14 protein-coding genes and 1 pseudogene are annotated in these 20,857 nt (G+C 61.3%); 3 read left to right on the plus strand and 12 right to left on the minus strand.

The window, feature by feature from the left end:
- Window positions 1–18 precede the first annotated feature (18 nt).
- Window positions 19–471, plus strand: a complete 453-nt coding sequence (locus AC19YS_RS04735) for a hypothetical protein (protein WP_448210046.1) — start codon at window positions 19–21, stop codon at window positions 469–471.
- Window positions 472–684: 213 nt separating this feature from the next.
- Here AC19YS_RS04735 and AC19YS_RS04740 read toward each other — a convergent pair whose 3' ends face one another.
- Both AC19YS_RS04740 and AC19YS_RS04745 read right to left on the minus strand, forming a co-directional pair.
- Window positions 685–1,071, minus strand: a complete 387-nt coding sequence (locus AC19YS_RS04740) for a type II toxin-antitoxin system PemK/MazF family toxin (protein WP_500601070.1) — start codon at window positions 1,069–1,071, stop codon at window positions 685–687.
- An 87-nt stretch (window positions 1,072–1,158) separates the two neighbouring features.
- A complete protein-coding gene (locus AC19YS_RS04745) occupies window positions 1,159–2,052 on the minus strand; it encodes a LysR family transcriptional regulator (protein ID WP_500601071.1) in 894 nt (297 codons plus the stop codon).
- Between the two features lie 123 nt (window positions 2,053–2,175).
- Here AC19YS_RS04745 and AC19YS_RS04750 point away from each other — a divergent pair, with 123 nt between their 5' ends.
- Window positions 2,176–3,450, plus strand: coding sequence for an MFS transporter (locus tag AC19YS_RS04750; RefSeq protein WP_119738045.1), 1,275 nt, complete (start codon window positions 2,176–2,178; stop codon window positions 3,448–3,450).
- Between the two features lie 120 nt (window positions 3,451–3,570).
- Here the strand turns inward: AC19YS_RS04750 and hemE are convergent, their stop codons facing one another.
- The 10 genes and pseudogenes from hemE to pilM form a co-directional block, all read right to left on the minus strand.
- Window positions 3,571–4,638 carry a uroporphyrinogen decarboxylase gene (gene hemE / locus AC19YS_RS04755; protein ID WP_500601073.1) on the minus strand — a complete coding sequence of 356 codons (1,068 nt, stop codon included), beginning with the start codon at window positions 4,636–4,638 and terminating at the stop codon, window positions 3,571–3,573.
- A gap of 242 nt (window positions 4,639–4,880) precedes the next feature.
- Window positions 4,881–6,299 (minus strand): FAD-dependent oxidoreductase, encoded by a 1,419-nt coding sequence (locus AC19YS_RS04760; protein WP_003171228.1) that lies wholly within the window; start codon window positions 6,297–6,299, stop codon window positions 4,881–4,883.
- Between the two features lie 32 nt (window positions 6,300–6,331).
- A complete protein-coding gene (gltB, locus tag AC19YS_RS04765; RefSeq protein WP_367242320.1) occupies window positions 6,332–10,777 on the minus strand; it encodes a glutamate synthase large subunit in 4,446 nt (1,481 codons plus the stop codon).
- A 348-nt stretch (window positions 10,778–11,125) separates the two neighbouring features.
- Window positions 11,126–12,700, minus strand: a complete 1,575-nt coding sequence (locus AC19YS_RS04770) for an SPOR domain-containing protein (RefSeq protein WP_200623985.1) — start codon at window positions 12,698–12,700, stop codon at window positions 11,126–11,128.
- A 10-nt stretch (window positions 12,701–12,710) separates the two neighbouring features.
- Window positions 12,711–13,811: a 3-dehydroquinate synthase gene (gene aroB / locus AC19YS_RS04775; RefSeq protein WP_200623984.1), complete on the minus strand. Its 1,101-nt coding sequence runs from the start codon at window positions 13,809–13,811 to the stop codon at window positions 12,711–12,713.
- Between the two features lie 124 nt (window positions 13,812–13,935).
- On the minus strand, window positions 13,936–14,454 hold the full coding sequence (gene aroK, locus AC19YS_RS04780) for a shikimate kinase AroK (protein ID WP_017138567.1): 519 nt from the start codon (window positions 14,452–14,454) through the stop codon (window positions 13,936–13,938).
- 4 nt (window positions 14,455–14,458) lie between these two features.
- Window positions 14,459–15,712: pseudogene (locus tag AC19YS_RS04785) on the minus strand (type IV pilus secretin PilQ); the annotation flags it as partial.
- A 141-nt stretch (window positions 15,713–15,853) separates the two neighbouring features.
- The gene (locus AC19YS_RS04790; protein ID WP_200623982.1) at window positions 15,854–16,825 is read right to left on the minus strand and encodes a pilus assembly protein PilP; all 972 of its coding nucleotides are present in this window, start codon (window positions 16,823–16,825) and stop codon (window positions 15,854–15,856) included.
- The gene (locus AC19YS_RS04795; RefSeq protein WP_106577526.1) at window positions 16,822–17,373 is read right to left on the minus strand and encodes a PilN domain-containing protein; all 552 of its coding nucleotides are present in this window, start codon (window positions 17,371–17,373) and stop codon (window positions 16,822–16,824) included. Before AC19YS_RS04795 ends, AC19YS_RS04790 begins: the two co-directional genes overlap by 4 nt.
- Window positions 17,373–18,026, minus strand: coding sequence for a type IV pilus assembly protein PilM (gene pilM, locus AC19YS_RS04800; RefSeq protein ID WP_106577763.1), 654 nt, complete (start codon window positions 18,024–18,026; stop codon window positions 17,373–17,375). Before pilM ends, AC19YS_RS04795 begins: the two co-directional genes overlap by 1 nt.
- Window positions 18,027–18,247: 221 nt before the next feature.
- Here pilM and AC19YS_RS04805 point away from each other — a divergent pair, with 221 nt between their 5' ends.
- Window positions 18,248–20,713 (plus strand): penicillin-binding protein 1A, encoded by a 2,466-nt coding sequence (locus AC19YS_RS04805; protein WP_372239314.1) that lies wholly within the window; start codon window positions 18,248–18,250, stop codon window positions 20,711–20,713.
- Window positions 20,714–20,857: the final 144 nt, after the last annotated feature.

Raw genomic sequence — 20,857 nt, forward strand, 5'->3', positions numbered from 1 at the left:
TTGATTGGAGAAAATGGAATGTCTTCCTTGCTACGCGCCACCCTGATCACCCTGGCCTTGCTGACCGCCGGCGGTTGCACCAGCAAACCCGTGCTCAACACCCAGCACGAGCTGCCGGCCGGCACTCAGGTGAGCGAAGAAACCATGAAGCAGGTCATCGTCACGGCCCTGCAAAAACGCGAGTGGACCGTGCAGCGTTTCAGCCCACAACTCGTGCAGGCCGAGATCACCGTGCGCAACCAGTTCTACGCGGCCATCGACATCCGTTACAGCCGCAACAGCTACGCCATCACCTACCGCGACAGCCGCGACCTGGGCTACAAGGACGGCAAGATCCATCGCAACTACAACCGCTGGGTGAGCATGCTCGATCGCGACATCATGGCGGCGCTGCGCAGCAATGGCGTGGGTAACGCACCCGGATCGGCGGCGCAGTCGTTTGAGCAGACAGGGGCGTCGAAGCAGAACTGAGGATCGCGGTCCGTCAGAAACGACAAAGGGCGCCTTTCGGCGCCCTTTTCACAAACAGGTTGGCTTGTCATCGCCGCTTCCTGCCTGGCTCTGCGATGGCTGGTTACCCAGGATCCTCAGAGTCTCACAAGCCCCTTTCGGGAACTCGGCCAGTATGCCTGAAAACATCTCGGCTGCAATCGGTGGCAAAGCGCCGCTTGTTCTTTACCCACTTCATCGCAACCCCAGCGCACTGCGCACCGCTGCTTTTATCGCTGAAAACTGATCATTGGTGAGCTCCGCGATTGTGTAAGTTCGTTTTCCATGACGGCCTTTGCTTTTAATTCGATCCAGTCGCCCCAGGCCTACGGTCGCCACAATGTCGCACTTCGCCCAGCAGATGGGGTTCGCGCCCTGCAGATGACTGTCTAGCTGCAAATGATGCGCCAGCAGCGTTTGCGGGGCGGTGGTACTCAAAGGCACGACCGTCACCAGCAGCTTATTGGTTCGGTGTTTGCGTATCACAATAACGGGTCGAACCTTGATGATTTCCGGGACCTCATAGCCTCGAAAATCACACATCAACACGCTACCCTCCTTGGGCTGATAGAGCAGTGCCATCCATATCACTCGCTTGAAAAAGAGCGATTCTGCGCAGGTTTCTGGCTAATCACTAAGCCAGTTCCGTTACCTGATATGTGACTTCGCCTACACCATGGCCTTGCGCGTCAACAACTCCACAAACGCCTTCGCCCTCGGCGACTGCGCGCCCTTGCGCTGCACCAGCCACACCGCCGTGACCGCCTCCTGATCGAGCAGCGTGCGATACACCACGCCATCAATGCGTATGCGCTGGTAAGACGCCGGCAGCACCGACACGCCCAAGCCCGCCGCCACCAACCCGATAATCGTCATCGCCTCCCCCGCTTCCTGGGCGAAGTGCGGGCTGAAGCCTGCGTCACGGGCCAGGTTCAGCAGCTGCGCGTAGAGGCCGCTGCCATAGCTGCGCGGGAAGAATACAAACGGCTCCTGCGCCAATTGCGCCAGGTGCAAACCGCGTTCGCTGCCTTCCGCCAGCGGGTGGCCGGCGTTGAGTACGGCAACCAGCGGTTCGCGCATCAGCTCGATGACACTCAGCGAATCCGGCAACGGCAGCGGGCGCATCAGGCCGACCTGGATCGATTGATCCACCAACGATTCGGCCACTTCGGTGCTGCTCATTTCCTGCAGGTTCAAGTGCACCGCCGGGAAGGCCTGACGAAACGCAAAGATCGCCTGCGGAATGCTCGAATTGAAGGGTGCGGACGAGGTGAAACCAATCTTCAGCTCCCCCAGCTCTCCCAACTGCGCACGCCGAGCGACATCCGCGGCCTTGTCGACCTGCGCCAGCACCAGTCGCGCCTCTTGCAGGAACAACCGCCCGGCCTCACTGAGCTCGACCCGACGATTGGTGCGCTCAAACAAGCGCGCGCCCACCTCTTGTTCCAGGGCCTGGATCTGCTGGCTCAGCGGCGGCTGTGAGATGCCCAGCACCTGTGCAGCGCGGCCAAAATGCAGTTCTTCGGCGACGGCGATGAAGTACCGCAGGTGACGCAATTCCATGCAAACCTCATTAGGTCGTAAAAGCTATCAAACAGGTCGAACAATATATTGGAAAGAATCATTAGCCAGCTATATTCTTTTTGCATTGCCAGTCCTGGCAGGCTTTCCCTCGCCGAGGTCCCCGTGAAATCTGCTGTCGCTTCATCCGCTCAAGAAATCCCGCCTACCGCCCTGGATGAGGTGGTGGCCCAGCTCAACGAACAGTTCATCGAAAAAGGCACGCCGATGTTCATGCGCACCGTGCTGGCGCTGTTCTCCGGTGGCTTTGCCACCTTTGCCCTGCTGTATTGCGTGCAGCCGATGATGCCCGCGCTGTCCCACGAGTTTTCCATCAACGCGGCGCAGAGCAGCCTGATCCTGTCAGTCGCCACCGCCATGCTCGCGTTTGGCCTGCTGATCACCGGACCGATTTCCGACACCCTCGGGCGTAAACCGGTGATGGTCGCCGCGCTGTTTTGCGCCGCCCTGGCCACCATCGCCAGCGGCCTGATGCCGTCCTGGGAAGGCATCCTGCTGATGCGTGCGCTGGTCGGCCTGTCCCTGAGCGGCCTGGCCGCCGTTGCGATGACTTACCTGAGCGAAGAGATCCACCCGCAACACATCGGCCTGGCCATGGGCTTGTACATCGGCGGCAACGCGATTGGCGGCATGAGCGGGCGCCTGATCATGGGCGTGCTGATCGACTTCGTCAGTTGGCACACCGCCACGCTGATCATCGGCGCCCTGGCGCTGATCGCTGCCACGGTGTTCTGGAAGATCCTCCCCGAATCGCGCAACTTCCGCGCCAGCAGCCTCAAACCGCGCAGCCTGGTGGACGGCTTCGTGATGCACTTCAAGGATGCAGGCCTGCCCTGGCTTTTTCTCGAAGCCTTCCTGCTGATGGGCGCGTTCGTGACGATGTTCAACTACATCGGCTATCGCCTGCTGGCGTCGCCTTACGCGTTGAGCCAGGCCGTGGTCGGCCTGCTGTCGTTGGTGTACCTTTCGGGCATCTACAGCTCGGCGAAAATCGGCTCGCTGGCCGACCGCCTTGGCCGGCGGCGCGTGTTGTGGGGCACGATCGTATTGATGCTGTCGGGCATGTTACTGACCCTGTTCACCCCGCTGTGGCTGGTGGTGCCGGGCATGCTGATCTTTACCTTCGGCTTCTTCGGCGCGCACTCGGTGGCCAGCAGCTGGATCGGCCGGCGCGCGGTCAAGGCCAAGGGGCAGGCGTCGTCGCTGTACCTGTTCTGCTACTACGTGGGCTCAAGCATTGCGGGGACGGCGGGCGGGTTCTTCTGGCACTTTGCCGGGTGGAACGGGATTGGCGGGTTTATCGTGGCGCTGTTGATTGGCGCGCTGCTGGTGGCGCTGAAGCTGGCGAAGTTGCCACCGCTGGGGAATGTGCAGGCCTGAGGATTTCTGGCTTTTAATGTGGGAGGGGGCTTGCCCCCGATTGCAGTGTGTCAGCCAATGAATGTGGTGACTGATACACCGCTATCGGGGGCAAGCCCCCTCCCACATTTGTTGCGCGTGTTATTCGTGGTACTGCGCCGACAGCTCGTGCACCGCGCGCAAGAACGCGCCGGCATGCTCCGGATTCACTTCCGGGGTGATGCCATGGCCGAGGTTGAACACGTGCCCCGTGCCCTTGCCGTAGCTGGCCAGGATGCGGCCGACTTCGGTGCAGATCGCTTCCGGCTTGGCGTAGAGCACGGTCGGGTCCATGTTGCCTTGCAGCGCGACTTGGTTGCCAACGCGACGGCGAGCTTCGCCAATGTCGCAGGTCCAGTCCAGGCCGAGTGCATCGGCGCCGGCATCGGCGATGCTTTCCAGCCACAGGCCGCCGCCTTTTGTGAACAGGATGACCGGCACTTTGCGGCCTTCGTGTTCGCGGATCAGGCCGCTGACGATCTTGCGCATGTAGGCCAGGGAGAACTCCTGATACGCCGCCGCCGACAAGTTGCCACCCCAGGTATCGAAAATCTGTACCGCTTGCGCGCCGGCCATGATCTGGCCGTTGAGGTAGGCGGTAACCGACTGCGCCAGTTTATCCAGCAGCAGGTGCATGGCCTTTGGGTTGTCGTAGAGCATGGCTTTGGTCTTGCGGAAGTCTTTCGACGAGCCGCCTTCGACCATGTAGGTGGCCAGTGTCCACGGGCTGCCGGAGAAGCCGATCAGCGGCACGCGGCCGTTCAGCTCGCGGCGGATGGTGCTCACGGCGTCCATCACGTAGCCCAGGTCTTTGTGCGGATCGGGGATCGGCAGTGCTTCGATGTCGGCCAGGGTGCTGACGACTTTCTTGAAACGCGGGCCTTCGCCGGTTTCGAAGTACAGGCCTTGGCCCATGGCGTCAGGGATGGTCAAAATATCGGAGAACAGGATGGCCGCGTCCAGTTGTGGGTAGCGGTCCAGCGGCTGCATGGTGACCTCGCAGGCGAACTCCGGGTTCATGCACAGGCTCATGAAGTCGCCGGCGTGGGCGCGACTGGCGCGGTATTCCGGCAGGTAGCGACCGGCTTGACGCATCATCCACACGGGCGTGACGTCTACGGGTTGCTTGAGCAGGGCACGAAGGAAACGGTCGTTCTTGAGGGCAGTCATGTCGGCATCCGCAAAAAAAGTGCGGGCATTTTCTCAGAGCGCGACGCAAAAGGCACGGAGTGAGCCGTGCCTTTTGTCTATCGGGTCAATTTGTCGCGGATATCAAAGCGCTGCAAAACCAATGTGGGAGGGGGCTTGCCCCCGATTGCAGTGTGTCGATTTCAGTATCTGTAACTGAACCACCGCTATCGGGAGCAAGCCCCCTCCCACATTTTGATCCCATTTCAACCTGGGATCAGGGGTCAGACCTGCAAGTAATCCAGGATACCTTCGGCGGCGTTGCGGCCTTCGAAGATGGCCGTCACTACCAAATCAGAGCCGCGCACCATATCGCCACCGGCGAAGATTTTCGGGTTGCTGGTCTGGTGCTTGTACTGGCCTTGTTCCGGGGCTACAACGCGGCCCTGGCTGTCGGTCTGGATTTCGAACTGCTCGAACCACGGCGCCGGGCTTGGGCGGAAACCAAAGGCGATGACCACGGCGTCGGCCGGGATGATTTCTTCGGAACCCGGGATCGGCTCAGGGCTGCGACGGCCACGGGCATCCGGCTCGCCGAGACGGGTCTCGACCACTTTCACGCCTTCAACACGGTCCTCGCCCACAATGGCGATCGGCTGGCGGTTGTAGAGGAATTTCACGCCTTCTTCCTTGGCGTTCTTCACCTCTTTGCGCGAGCCGGGCATGTTGGCTTCGTCACGGCGATAAGCACAGGTCACCGACTTGGCGCCCTGGCGGATCGAGGTACGGTTGCAGTCCATCGCGGTGTCGCCACCACCCAGCACCACAACTTTCTTGCCTTTCATGTCGACGAAATCTTCCGGCGACTTTTCAAAGCCCAGGTTGCGGTTGACGTTGGCGATCAGGAAGTCGAGCGCGTCATACACGCCCGGCAGGTCCTCACCGGCAAAGCCGCCTTTCATGTAGGTGTAGGTGCCCATGCCCATGAACACGGCATCGTATTCGGCGAGCAGTTGCTCCATGGTGATGTCTTTGCCGATTTCGGTATTGAGACGGAACTCGATACCCATGCCGGTGAAGACTTCACGACGGTTGCTCAGTACGGTTTTTTCCAGCTTGAACTCGGGGATGCCGAAGGTCAGCAAGCCACCGATTTCCGGGTTCTTGTCAAACACCACCGGGGTCACGCCACCACGCACCAGCACGTCGGCACAGCCCAGGCCCGCCGGGCCCGCGCCGATGATCGCAACGCGCTTGCCGGTTGGCTTGACCTTGGACATGTCCGGGCGCCAGCCCATGGCGAACGCGGTGTCGGTGATGTACTTCTCCACCGAACCGATGGTCACCGCGCCAAAGCCGTCGTTGAGGGTGCAGGCACCCTCGCACAGACGGTCTTGCGGGCACACCCGGCCGCACACTTCCGGCAAGGTGTTGGTCTGGTGCGACAGCTCGGCGGCGGCGAGGATGTTGCCTTCGGCCACCAATTTGAGCCAGTTGGGAATGAAGTTGTGCACCGGGCACTTCCATTCGCAATACGGGTTACCGCAACCCAGGCAGCGGTGGGCCTGGTCGGCCGAGTGCTGGGGTTTGAAGGGCTCGTAGATTTCCACGAACTCTTTCTTGCGTTGACGCAACAGTTTCTTCTTCGGATCTTTGCGCCCGACATCGATGAACTGGAAGTCGTTATTCAGACGTTCAGCCATGTTAAAACCTCATCAAACTCTTCAGGCGCATATCACTGCGGGTTGGCACGGATGCTGGAAAGCAACGATTTCAGGTTGGCAGCCTTGGGCTTGACCAGCCAGAAACGACGCAGGTAATCATCGAGGTTTTCGGCGAGGTTGCGACCCCATTCGCTGCCGGTCTCCTCGACGTACTCGTCCAGCACGTGCTGCAAGTGGTTCCGGTAGGATTCCATGGCTTCGCCGCTGATCCGCTGGATCTCGACCAACTCGTGGTTGACCTTGTCGACGAAGGTGTTGTCCTGGTCGAGCACGTAGGCGAAACCGCCGGTCATGCCCGAACCGAAGTTGTAACCCGTCTTGCCCAGTACCGCGACAAAGCCCCCGGTCATGTACTCGCAGCAGTGATCGCCCGTGCCTTCCACCACGGTGTGGGCACCGGAGTTACGCACGGCGAAACGCTCACCGGCCGTGCCGGCGGCGAACAGCTTGCCACCGGTGGCGCCGTACAGGCAGGTGTTGCCGATGATCGCGCTTTCCTGCGACTTGTAGACGCTGCCGATGGGCGGAACGATCACCAGCTTGCCGCCGGTCATGCCTTTGCCCACGTAGTCGTTGGCGTCGCCTTCCAGGTACATGTTCAGGCCACCGGCGTTCCACACGCCGAAGCTCTGGCCCGCAGTACCCTTGAAGCGGAAGGTGATCGGCGCCTTGGCCATGCCCTGGTTGCCGTGCTTGCGCGCGATTTCGCCGGAGATGCGTGCGCCGATGGAACGGTCGCAGTTGCAGATATCCAGCGCGAATTCGCCACCGCTGGCGTCGTTGATTGAGGAGCTGGCCATTTCGACCATCTTCTCGGCCAGCAGGCCTTTGTCGAACGGCGGGTTGCGGTCAACCTGGCAGAATTGTGGCTTGTCTGCCGGGATGTGGTCGCTGCCCAGCAGCGGCGTCAGGTCCAGGTGCTGTTGCTTGGCGGTCTGGCCTTCGAGGATGTCGAGCAGGTCGGTACGCCCGATCAGCTCTTCCAGCGAGCGCACGCCCAGCTTGGCCAGCCACTCACGGGTTTCTTCGGCGACGTAGGTGAAGAAATTCACCACCATGTCGACGGTGCCGATGTAGTGATCCTTGCGCAGCTTCTCGTTCTGAGTGGCGACGCCGGTGGCGCAGTTGTTCAGGTGGCAGATGCGCAGGTATTTGCAGCCCAGGGCGATCATCGGCGCAGTGCCGAAGCCGAAGCTTTCGGCGCCGAGGATCGCAGCCTTGATCACGTCGAGGCCGGTTTTCAGGCCGCCGTCGGTCTGTACCCGAACTTTGCCACGCAGGTCGTTACCGCGCAGGGTCTGGTGGGTTTCCGCCAGGCCCAGCTCCCACGGCGCACCGGCGTACTTGATGGAGGTCAGCGGCGATGCGCCGGTGCCGCCGTCGTAGCCGGAGATGGTGATCAGGTCGGCATAGGCCTTGGCCACGCCGGCGGCAATGGTACCCACGCCGGCTTCCGCGACCAGTTTCACCGAGACCAGCGCCTGCGGGTTGACTTGTTTCAGGTCGAAAATCAGCTGCGACAAGTCTTCAATCGAGTAGATGTCGTGGTGCGGCGGTGGCGAAATCAGGGTCACGCCGGGCACTGCGTAACGCAGCTTGGCGATCAGACCGTTGACCTTGCCGCCGGGCAGTTGCCCGCCTTCACCCGGCTTGGCGCCCTGGGCGACCTTGATCTGCAGCACTTCGGCGTTGACCAGGTATTCCGGGGTCACACCGAAACGACCGGTCGCCACTTGCTTGATTTTCGAGCTCTTGATGGTGCCGTAGCGCGCCGGGTCTTCACCGCCTTCGCCGGAGTTGGAACGCGCACCCAGGCGGTTCATGGCTTCGGCGAGGGCTTCGTGGGCCTCAGGCGACAAGGCGCCGAGGGAAATACCGGCAGAGTCGAAACGCTTGAGGATAGATTCCAGCGGCTCGATCTCGCTGATGGCCAGCGGCGTATCCAGGGTCTTCACCTTGAACAGGTCGCGGATCATCGACACCGGGCGGTTATCCACCAGCGCGGTGTATTCCTTGAACTTGGCGTAGTCGCCCTGCTGCACAGCGGCTTGCAGGGTGCTGACCACGTCCGGGTTGTAGGCGTGGTATTCGCCACCGTGCACGAACTTGAGCAGGCCGCCTTGCTGGATCGGCTTGCGCGCGCTCCAGGCTTCGGCTGCCAAGGCTTTCTGTTCAGCTTCGATGTCGACGAAACGCGCGCCCTTGATGCGGCTCGGCACGCCACGGAAGCTAAGCTCGCAGACTTCTTCGGACAGGCCGATGGCCTCGAACAGTTGCGCGCCGCGGTAGGACGTAACGGTGGAGATGCCCATCTTCGACAGGATCTTCAGCAGGCCCTTGGTGATGCCTTTACGGTAGTTCTTGAACACCTCATAGAGGTCGCCCAGCACTTCACCCGTGCGGATCAGGTCACCGAGCACTTCGTACGCCAGGAACGGGTACACCGCCGAGGCGCCGAAGCCGATCAACACCGCAAAGTGGTGCGGGTCACGGGCGGTGGCGGTTTCGACGAGGATATTGGAGTCGCAACGCAGGCCTTTTTCGGTCAGACGGTGGTGCACCGCGCCGGTGGCGAGCGAGGCGTGGATCGGCAGCTTGCCTGGGGCGATGTGGCGGTCGGTCAGCACGATCTGGGTACGGCCGGCGCGCACGGCTTCTTCGGCCTGATCGGCGACGTTACGCACCGCGGCTTCAAGGCCGAGGCTCTCGTCGTAGTTCAGGTCGATGATCTGGCGGTCGAAGCCTGGGCGTTCCAGGGTCATCAACGAGCGCCACTTGGCCGGAGACACCACCGGCGAGCTGAGGATCACACGCGAGGCGTGCTCAGGCGATTCCTGGAAGATGTTGCGCTCGGCCCCGAGGCACACTTCCAGCGACATCACGATGGCTTCACGCAGCGGGTCGATCGGCGGGTTGGTCACCTGCGCGAACTGCTGGCGGAAGTAGTCGTACGGCGTGCGCACGCGCTGGGACAGCACGGCCATTGGCGTGTCGTCACCCATGGAGCCGACAGCCTCATAGCCTTGCTCACCGAGCGGACGCAGCACCTGGTCGCGCTCTTCGAACGTGACCTGGTACATCTTCATGTACTGCTTGAGCTGGTCCACATCGTAGAAAGCCGAACCGTGGTCGTTGTCTTCCATGGTCGCCTGGATGCGCAGGGCATTCTTGCGCAGCCATTGCTTGTACGGGTGACGCGACTTCAAGCGGTTATCGATGGCATCGGTGTCGAGGATCTGCCCGGTTTCGGTGTCCACGGCCAGGATCTGGCCAGGGCCGACGCGGCCTTTGGCGATCACGTCTTCAGGCTTGTAGTCCCACACGCCGATTTCCGACGCCAGGGTGATGAAACCGTTGGTGGTGGTGACCCAACGCGCCGGGCGCAGACCGTTACGGTCGAGCAGGCACACCGCGTAGCGGCCGTCGGTCATGACCACGCCGGCCGGGCCGTCCCACGGCTCCATGTGCATCGAGTTGTACTCGTAGAACGCACGCAGGTCCGGGTCCATGGTCTCGACGTTCTGCCACGCAGGCGGAATGATCATGCGCACGCCACGGAACAGGTCGATGCCGCCGGTGACCATCAACTCGAGCATGTTGTCCATGCTGGAGGAGTCGGAACCCACGCGGTTGACCAGCGGGCCGAGCTCTTCGAGGTCCATCAAATCGTTGGCGAACTTGGTGCGACGGGCCACGGCCCAGTTGCGGTTGCCGGTGATGGTGTTGATCTCGCCGTTGTGGGCGAGGAAGCGGAATGGCTGGGCCAGCGGCCATTTCGGCAGGGTGTTGGTGGAGAAGCGCTGGTGGAACACGCAGATTGCGGTTTGCAGGCGCTCATCGCTCAGGTCCGGATAGAAGGCGGTCAAATCCGCCGGCATCATCAGGCCTTTATAAATGATGGTTTTGTGCGAAAAGCTGCAGATGTAGTGGTCGGTGTCGGCGGCGTTGGACACCGACGAACGACGACGCGAGGTGAACAGCTTGATCGCCATGTCCTGGTCGCTCAGGCCTTCGCCTGCGATGAACACTTGTTCGATCTGCGGCAGGCGCTCCAGGGCCAGGCGGCCGAGCACGCTGGTGTCGATTGGCACTTTGCGCCAGCCAACCAGTTGCAGGCCGGCAGCCAGGATCTCGCGGTTCATGTTCTCGCGAGCGGCCTCGGCTTTCACCGGGTCCTGGTTGAAAAACACCATGCCCACGGCGTATTGCTTGGGCAGGTCGACCGCAAATTGCTCTTTTGCGACAGCGCGCAGGAACTGGTCGGGCTTTTGAATCAGCAAGCCGCAACCGTCACCGGTCTTGCCGTCGGCGTTGATCCCACCGCGGTGGGTCATGCAGGTCAGGGCCTCGATGGCCGTTTGCAAAAGGGTATGACTGGGCTCGCCCTGCATGTGGGCTATCAGGCCGAAACCGCAGTTATCCTTGAATTCATCGGGTTGGTACAGACCTGCTTTCATAGACACTTTCTCACCAGGCTGCCTCTTATATCGAGGCAAATTTCTTTTCAATTCAACCGGTTACCTTCCACGCCGAACGTACGCCGGCTTAGCGGGGGCAAAAGGGAGGTCATTGTACACACCGACACGAACGCTCACAAATTTAACGACGAAATGTCGCAAATCTATGTCGCATTTATGAAAGGTTTAAAACGATATGCTGTGCTAGTCAAAACTTTTTTAGTCTTGACTGCCACGACTCAAACGCAACGTGCGCAGACACCACAAAGCGCGCGGCCTTCAGGGCTGCACGCTTTTGTAGTTTTTTGAGGTGCCGGGAGAGGCGGCCTGGGTAAGGCCGCCGAATCTTCAGCGAGTTGTTGCGAGTTCTTGTTGAACGCTGGCAACAGTGCGAGGCCAAGGTTTACCAGCCTGAACCTTCGCTGGCAAGGCCTTGATAGCGGATTCAGCTGCTGCACGGCTGGAGAAGTTGCCGTAGGTGATCACGTAGAGAGGCTTGCCGTTGAGCACTTTCTTGAAATAACGGTACTCACCGCCCTGCTCTTTCACGAACGCCTGAGCGTTGGCTTCGGAGCTGGTGCCGAGGATCTGCACCACGAAGTTGCCGGTTGGCTGGCTGGTGTACCAGCTGCTGCCGGTGCCGCCGGCCTTGGCGACGGTGGCGGCGGGCTTCTCAGCAGGCTTGGCAGCCGGAGCCGGCGCTGGCTTGGCGGCTGGCGCGGGTGCGACAGGCTTGGTCACCGGCGCTGGCGCTGGCTTGGCAGTGGCGACAGTCGGTGCAGGGGTCGGCTTGGCAGCCGGAGCTGCTGGCTGACCGGCTGGCACGCCCGCAGGCGGCGCGGTAGTGGTCACGGTCGGCGGCGTGGCGCTGGAGCCCTCCACCGGCACACCGTCGTCACCTTCGGAAATGCCACCGGCTTCTTCGGCGAGTGGGCCGCGCATTACCGGCTGGCCAACCATCGGCAGGTTGGTCGGTTGGCCGGAGTTGGCGAATTCGACGTTTGGCGTGGGTTTGCCCAGTGGCAACTGCGCCTGTTCGGTTGGCGCGCCGGCGGTGGCGGGAGCCTTGCTACGACCTGGGATCAACCAGGCGGCGGCGACAGCGACCACGACAACGGCGGAAATAGCCAATACGTGCTTCTTAGGCATAGTAAACCCCATCTTTGGACGCTTAACCGCAGAGCGGCTTGCAATCATGGCTTCGATCAAGGCATCCCGGGCAACCTGGTTGATGGTGCCAGGCCAGCCGTCGGAGCTTTCGTGAATATCAGAGATCTGCGCAGCGGAGAAAAGTTCGATACCGGCCCCGGCGCCCTCAAGGCGTTGGGCCAGGTATTCGCGGGTTTCTTCCTCTTCGTACGGCTGCAATTCGATGACGTGAAACAGCTCCTGATCACCGCTGATCTGCTCCAGATCGGCGATCAACGACGACTCGCCAAACAGGAACACGTGCGGGCGGCCTTCAGGCGTACCCGCCGCCAGCGCCAGCAGCGCTTCCAGGGCGGATTCGTCGAGCTGCTCGGCGTCGTCTACCAGCAAGTAGACTTCCTGGCCGGTCAGGCCCAGTTGCACCACTTGCTTGAGAATCGCGTTCGGCTCGGCATTGGGTACATTCAGCGCCTGGGCCACTTGGCGCAACACGCCCGCCGCGTCACCGGCACCACGGGCCGACACCACCACGCTCTGTACCGATTGTTTGTTGGTGCTGGCGACCAGTGCCTGGCGCAGCAGGGTCTTGCCGCTGCCCAACGGCCCGGTGACCACCAGCAACAGCTGGCTGTAGCGCGCCAGATGGTGCAACTGGCCAAGCACCGGCTTGCGCTGGGCAGGGAAAAATTTGAAGCCAGGTACCCGCGGAGCAAAAGGGTCGTGGCTTAACTGGTAATGGCCGAGGAACGCCTCGTCGGCATGCAAACTAGTCATCGGGATCTTATTAACCTTTAAGCTGGGCCAGGGCGCGGTAATCCGCTCCCAGCGTGGCCTGTAAAATCTCTTTCGGATAATCGTCGGTCACTACCGCTTCGCCCATGTGGCGCAGCAGCACCAGTCGTAGGCGACCGTCGATCACTTTCTTGTCTATTGCCATATGTTCGAGGAAATCCGCCTCGGTCATCTCCTGAGGAGGAACAACCGGCAAACCGGCGCGCTGGAACAGGCGAATACCCCGATCCCGCTCCTGGGCACTGATCCAGCCCAGGCGGTGCGACATCTCCAACGCCATCACTGTGCCAGCCGCTACGGCTTCCCCATGCAACCACACACCATAGCCCATGTGCGTTTCGATCGCATGGCCGAAGGTGTGACCCAGGTTCAAGGTGGCGCGTACGCCGGACTCCCGCTCGTCGGCATTTACCACCAGCGCCTTGGCGGCGCAGGAGCGTGAAATCGCCTTGGTCAGTGCCACCTGATCCAGAGCGCGCAGGGCGTCCATATGCTCTTCAAGCCAGGTCAGGAACGGCTCGTCGCAGATCAGCCCGTACTTGATGACTTCCGCCAGGCCCGCCGACAGCTCGCGCGAAGGCAGGGTGTTCAGCGTCGCGGTGTCGATCAGCACGGCCTGGGGCTGATAGAACGCACCCACCATGTTCTTGCCCAGCGGGTGGTTGATGCCGGTCTTGCCACCGACCGACGAATCGACCTGGGACAACAAGGTGGTTGGCACCTGGATAAAGTCCACGCCGCGCTGGTAACAGGCCGCCGCAAAGCCGGCCATGTCGCCGATCACACCGCCGCCCAGGGCGACTACGGTGGTCCGGCGGTCATGACGCGCAGTCAGCAGGCCATCAAAGATCAGTTGCAGGGTTTCCCAGTTCTTGTGGGCCTCGCCGTCAGGCAGGATCACCGAAATCACCGAGTACGCCGCAAGGCTGCGGCTCAGGCGCTCAAGATACAGCGGCGCGACCGTTTCATTGGAGATGATCGCCACTTGCCGACCGGCAATATGCGGGGCAAGCAACTCGGGCAGGTCCAACAAACCTTCGCCAATATGGATTGGGTAGCTGCGCTCGCCTAGATCGACCTTAAGTGTCTGCATGTGTCCCCGCGTGAAGATGGATATACGATCGGCAACGCTCAGATCTGACGCTGCCTGATGGCTCTACGCCACACCTCGAAGGCTGTTAGCGCGCCGCCGAGAATAGCGCATTTCGGGTCTGGCTTTAACGGGGTGGCAGCTGCTGTAAACGCTCGAGAATGTCGAGAACGACCATTCGCGGCGGCCGCTCATCGGTTTCCACCACCAGATCGGCAATTTCCCGATACAGCGGATCGCGCAGCGTCAGCAAATCCCGCAGGGTTTTTGCCGGGTCGGCAGTGCGTAACAACGGGCGATTCCGGTCGCGGGCGGTGCGGCCCACTTGCTGCTCGACCGACGCATGCAGGTAGACCACGCGCCCACCGGCATGCAGCGCCCGGCGGTTTTCATCGCGCATCACAGCGCCGCCGCCGGTGGCCAATACCACGCCGTCGCAACCGCACAGCTCGGCAATCATCGCCTGCTCGCGGTCGCGAAAGCCCAGTTCGCCTTCCTTATCGAAGATCCATGGGATATTGGCGCCCGTGCGCAATTCAATTTCCTTGTCGGAATCTTTGAATGGCAGGCGCAGCTCTTTGGCCAGCAAACGGCCGATGGTGCTTTTTCCAGCCCCCATCGGTCCTACAAGAATCAAATTTCGCACAGAATCAACGACTCACAGCAATCGCCTGGTTATTCATAATACGCGGAGTCAGGAATACCAGCAGCTCGGATTTTCTTTCCGCCATCACATCGCGCCGGAAAAGGCGGCCAAGATACGGCACATCGCCTAAAAATGGCACTTTATCTACCACTTTGCTCTGGGTATTGGAGAAAACGCCACCGATGACGATGGTCTCGCCATCCTTGACCAGCACCTTGGCGTTGACTTCGTTTTTCTTGATCGGTGGCACGTCGTTGAGCTTGTTCAGGTAGTCGGGCTCATCCTTGGTAACCTTGACCTCCATGATCACCCAGCCATCAGGGGTGATTTGCGGGGTCACTTCCAGCGATAGCGAAGCTTCCTTGAACGACACTGAAGTGGCGCCACTGGAGCTGGATTCCTGATAGGGAATCTCGGTGCCCTTGAGGATCCGTGCCGTCTCCTTGTCGGAAGTGACCACCTTGGGCTGTGAGACGATTTCGCCGTTGCCGGTTTTCTCCATGGCCGTCAATTCAAGGTCCAGCAACAGGTTGTTGGTGATATAGGCGATGCCCAAGCCCGATGTACCGGTGAGCGCACCCATGTCGACAAATGGCGAACTGACAGGGTTCTGCGGTGGCTCGGCACCGGAGGCCAAGGGTTTGCTGATGCCCCCAGCGCCCCAATTGGCACGGTTGAGTCGCCCTCCCCAGCGCACGCCGAGGCTTTTGTCATAATCAACATTGGCCTCGACGATCCGCGCCTCGATCATCACTTGGCGCACCGGGACGTCCAGTTGCGCCACAATTCGGCGCAGCTCTTCGAGGCGCTCGCCAGTCTGGTACGCAATGATGTTATTGGTGCGGTCATCCACTGCCACGGAACCGCGCTCATCGCCGGCGCCTTCAAGGCCTGTCACCGACTGGAACAGCTTGGCCAGGTCCGCCGCCTTGGCGTAGTTGACCTGCAACAGCTCGCGGCGCAAAGGCGCCAGCTCGGCCATCTGCCTGCGCGATTCCAGCGTGAGCAATTCACGCGCCGCCAGCTCATCGGCAGGTGCCACCAGCAAAACGCCGGCCTTCACGCGCTTATCCAGCCCCTTGGTCTGCAATACCAGGTCCAGCGCCTGGTCCCAGGGCACGTCCTTGAGCCGCAAGGTAATGGAGCCTTGCACTTCATCGCTGGCAACCAGGTTGAGCCCGGCGACATCGGCAATCTGCTGCAATACCGCGCGCACATCGATGTTCTGGAAGTTGAGGTTCAGTTTGGCGCCGTTATAGGTGCCTGGCGCCGCGCTGCCAGGCGGCGGCAGCTGGATAAGGTCCACACGATTGGGCACAGCGAATGCCGTCGGTGCCATGAACGCTATCCATAGCGCCACACCGAAGGACGAGAAAGTCCATTTCATTGTTTGATTCCGTTATGAGTTGAGTTTCAACACGAGGGTTCGCGGGCGCTCCAGCCACGCGCCCTGTTTATCGGGGAACAGCTCTGCCAGCTCGATGTAGCCGTCATGAATGGCCGTGACCTTGCCGTGGTTCGGCCCCAGGTAGTCGCCAACGGCCAGCCGGTGCACCGTGGAGGCCACACGCAACAGCGCAAAGTTCTGCTCACCGCGAGACAGCGTACCGACCATCTCGAACTGGTCGATGGCGACCTTTTCCAGGGCGCCGCGGGCTCGGGCAAGGTCGGGCGCCAGCACCGGGCGTCCGGGCAGGTGATCAACCTGCAATGCAACCGGCTGGAACGGGTCACGCAGGGAAAATGCGTCGTAGACGAATGCTGGCCCCGACTCGAAAACCGAGTCAGGTTCGCCGCGCAGCGACGTGCTGCGGTAGGTCTTCACCAACATGCCGAGGCGCAGCAACGACCCTTCAGAACGAAGCGTGATGTCATGCACGGTAACGATCCGGGACAAGCCGCCCAACGCACTCACGAAGGTAGCCAGGTCGTGGTAGGCCCCAACCACATCGACCTGCACCGGCTCCTCGATGTAAAACGGCCGAGTTTGCTCGTCCAGCACCGTGATACCTTCGACCACCACGCCGTTGGCAGCCACCAGCCGCGCAATTTCATCCAGCAGGGCAGGCATGTCAGGTGTGCCAGACAAATGCCCTAAGGCCCCGCCGGTTTTTTCCTGCATCACCTGAGCCGGGTGGGCACCGCCCTCAAGCCGGGAGGCCAGATCGACTTTCTGCGCGAGCACCTGTTGTAAGACCTCTTCCTGCGCCTCCCGCTCGTGCAAACGCTCGCGTGACGGGCTCAAATAAACGCAATCGCCCACCACCAGCACCAAGCCTGCCAGCGCACAGCCCAGCAGAAGCTTGCCCGGCAAGGGCCATTTCGAAGCGTTGTGAGAGAACGTGGAAAAGTCGAGCCTGGGCAGGCTCAAGGCTGAGCCTCGGTGGATTCCCCCTGGCGCACCATCAACTGGAATTCGTTACCGCCCCGCTCGCCCTCTGCTCGCACATGCTGCAGCCGAGTGGCGTGGGTGCCCTGCGAGGCTTCCAGGCGGCGCATCAGTTGAGCAATGTCCTGGCTGGACTCGGCACTGCCGCTGACGCTGATGGTGTCGCCGTTCGCCACCACTTCATGCAGATGGACACCCTCGGGCACCGCGCGGGCCAGTTGATCAAACATCTGGGCGCTGGAAGAGCGGGCATCATGCAGGTCCTGCACGACTTTCATGCGCGCGGCCAGTTGCTGGCTTTGCTCCTGCAAGTCACCGATGGTCTTGATGCGCGAATCGACGACTGTCACTTCTTTGCTCAGGTGGTTATTGCGTGCGCCCTGCCGGTCGATGGCCTGGTCGATCACCTGGTCCGCCAGCCATAACGCCGCGAAGGCCGCACAGGCAAACGCCAGCAAAAACATCAGAAAGTATTTGCGACGCCGGTCCGCCAGGGCTTGTCGCCAGGGCAAAAGGTTGATTCTTGTCATCAAGCGAAACTCCTCAGGGCCAACCCGCAAGCAATTCCCATCCCGTGGGCATCCACGGCCCATTGTGTGCCATCGACTTGATGACCCGGCGTGAAGCTGGCGAAATCCTGACTGCAAGCGCGCTCCAATGCAAACCCTTCGACATCCACCACCCGCGTCACGAGCCCCGCCAGGGCCAAAACCGCAGTGCGAGCCTCGACTTGCTCCCTCAGGCAGGCAGCCAGTAAAACCTCGACCCGGGCCGGATCCTGGGCCGAAGGGCCACGCACCTGAAAATCGATGGCCACCTCATCCAGCGGGTAAGGAATGTACTGGTCGGCTTCCATCTGGATCTTCCACACCATCTCTTCATCACTGAGCCCTGCCTCCATGTCGATGACCCGCGTGATGACCGACGGGCCCGCTACAGCAACCGCCGCCTGCCGTGCGGACGTGCGTAGTCGGGATAACGCCAGGTGCAAGGCTCGCCCTGCCTCTTCAAGGTCCAACAAAGTGCCATCAACCATCGCATTCGGCGGCAACATTTGGGTGCTGTAGCCCTGCACCTGGTAACCCGCGGCCGAACGGCCCAGTTCTATCAGCTTGATGCCCGTGTCATTGATGTCGACACCCAGCAGGGTGTCGGTTTTGCGCCTGAAAAATCCCTTTCTCATAAAACTCCCCAAAACTTTGCCTGTCATACCGCCTGATTACCACCGGCCACCGTGCATTCGGTCGACTTGTTTGAGTGGCGTGAATGACGCCCCAAGCCGAAAAATGCTTTAATGCCCAGCGTTTTTTCCCGCTATTTATCTGCTGCTCGGGTCGATCCATCGTTTGCCATGCATGCCCCGACGCCTAACTCATTCTTTTCTCTGGAAATCCAAAAGCCTTGATTCGTCTGCTGAAGTTTTTCGGGTACTCCATTGTCGCGATCGTCTGCGGGCTGCTGCTCGTACTCAGCGGTGCCTACCTCTACCTTAGTCCGGGTTTGCCTTCCGTAGAGGCACTCAGAAGTATCCAGTTGCAGATTCCTTTGCGGGTCTACAGCAGCGACGAGAAACTGATCGCGGAGTTCGGCGAGATGCGCCGCACACCGATCCGTTTCGCCGACATTCCACCCAATTTCATCAATGCCCTGCTGTCGGCAGAAGACGATAATTTCGCCAATCACTACGGCGTTGACCCCAGCAGTCTGGTGCGTGCGGCTACCCAGCTGGTAAAAAGCGGACACATTCAATCCGGTGGCAGCACCATCACCATGCAGGTGGCGAAGAACTTCTTCCTCACCAGCGAGCGCAGTTTTTCGCGCAAGGCCACTGAAATCCTGCTGGCCCTGCAGATCGAACGCCAGCTGACCAAGGACGAGATCCTTGAGCTGTACGTGAACAAGATCTACCTGGGTAACCGCGCCTACGGCATCGAAGCGGCGTCGCAGGTCTACTACGGCAAGTCGATTCGTGATGCCAGCCTGGCGCAAATGGCAATGATTGCCGGCCTGCCCAAGGCCCCTTCGCGCTTTAACCCGCTGGCCAACCCGGCGCGCAGCAAAGAGCGCCGCGACTGGATCCTTGGCCGCATGTACAAGCTGGGCAAGATCGACCAGGCCGCCTATGAAAGCGCCGTGGCCGAGCCCCTGAATGCCAGCTACCACGTGCCGACGCCGGAAGTGAACGCACCGTATATCGCTGAAATGGCGCGCGCCGAGATGGTCGGCCGTTACGGCAGCGAGGCCTACACCGAAGGCTTCCGCGTGACCACGACCGTTCCCAGCAACTTGCAGGAAATTGCCAACAACTCGGTACGCGATGGCCTCGTCACCTATGACCAGCGCCACGGCTACCGCGGCCCCGAATCCCGCCTGCCCGGCAAGACGCTGAGCGCCTGGACCACTGAACTGGGCAAACAGCGCCCGATCAGCGGCCTGGAACCCGCCATCGTCACCCAAGTGAAGAAAGATGGCGTGCAGGTGCTGACCCGCTCCGGCGAAGCGCATGTGCCGTGGGACAGCATGAAGTGGGCACGCCCCTTCCTGAACACCAACAGCATGGGCCCGATGCCCAAGCAGCCCTCGGACGTGGCGCAGGTGGGTGATTTGATCCGCGTGCAACGCCAGAAAGACGACAGCCTGAAATTCAGCCAGGTCCCTGTGGCCCAAGGCGCGCTGGTGTCCCTGGACCCGCAGAACGGTGCGATCCGCGCCCTGGTCGGCGGTTTTGCCTTCGAGCAGAGCAACTACAACCGTGCGACCCAGGCCAAGCGCCAGCCGGGCTCGAGCTTCAAGCCGTTCGTCTACAGCGCCGCACTGGATAACGGCTACACCGCCGCCAGCCTGGTCAACGACGCCCCGATAGTGTTTGTCGACGAGTACCTGGACAAGGTCTGGCGCCCGAAGAACGACACCAACACCTTCCTCGGCCCGATCCGCATCCGCGAGGCGCTGTACAAGTCGCGTAACCTGGTGTCGATCCGCCTGCTGCAGGCAATGGGCGTCGGCAAAACCATCGACTACATGACGCGTTTCGGCTTCAACAAGTCGGACCTGCCGCCCAACCTGTCCCTGGCGCTGGGCACCGCGACCCTCACGCCGATGGAAATCGCCACGGGCTGGAGCACCTTTGCCAACGGCGGCTATAAGATCTCACCGTACCTGATCGACAAAATCGAAAGCCGCAATGGCGACACCCTGTTTACCGCCAACCCTCCGCGCGTACCGGGTGACGTGGTCAACGGCGTGGCGGCGCCTGATGGCATCGCGGCGCCCAGCAACGGCGGCATCACCATCGAGCCGACACCGGGCGCAGCGCCAGCCACACCGAACACTGCCGCCGCAAACGAGCCACAAACGCCCGCAGTCGCTGAACGCGTAGTGGATGGCCGCACCACGTATATCCTCAACAGCATCCTGGAAGACGTGATCAAGAAAGGCACCGGCCGTCGCGCCCTGGCGCTGGGCCGTGCGGACATTGCCGGCAAGACCGGTACCACCAACGACTCCAAGGACGCCTGGTTCTCCGGCTACAACGCCGACTACGTGACCACCGTGTGGACCGGCTACGACCAGCCGGAAAGCCTGGGTCGCCGCGAGTTTGGTGGCACCGTCGCGTTGCCGATCTGGATGAGCTACATGGGCGCGGCCTTGAAGGACAAGCCGTTGCACACCCAGCCTGAGCCGGAAGGCATTCTCAGCCTGCGCATTGACCCGGTGAGTGGCCGTGCGGCTTCGCCAAGCACGCCGAACGCGTACTTCGAGCTGTTCAAGAGCGAAGACACGCCGCCGTCGGTCAACGAACTGGGCAATGGCGTTGCACCGGGCAGCCCGCTGCCGGCGGATGAAGGGGCGCCGATCGATTTGTTCTGATCGCGACCGCGAGCTGACGAGGTGCAAAATGTGGGAGGGGGCTTGCCCCCGATAGCGAACTTCCAGCCAATGAAGCTGCTGACTGATACATCGCAATCGGGGGCAAACCCCCTCCCACATCTGGATTCCTACACAGCTCCAGTT

This window comes from Pseudomonas sp. MF08831, assembly GCF_059862645.1.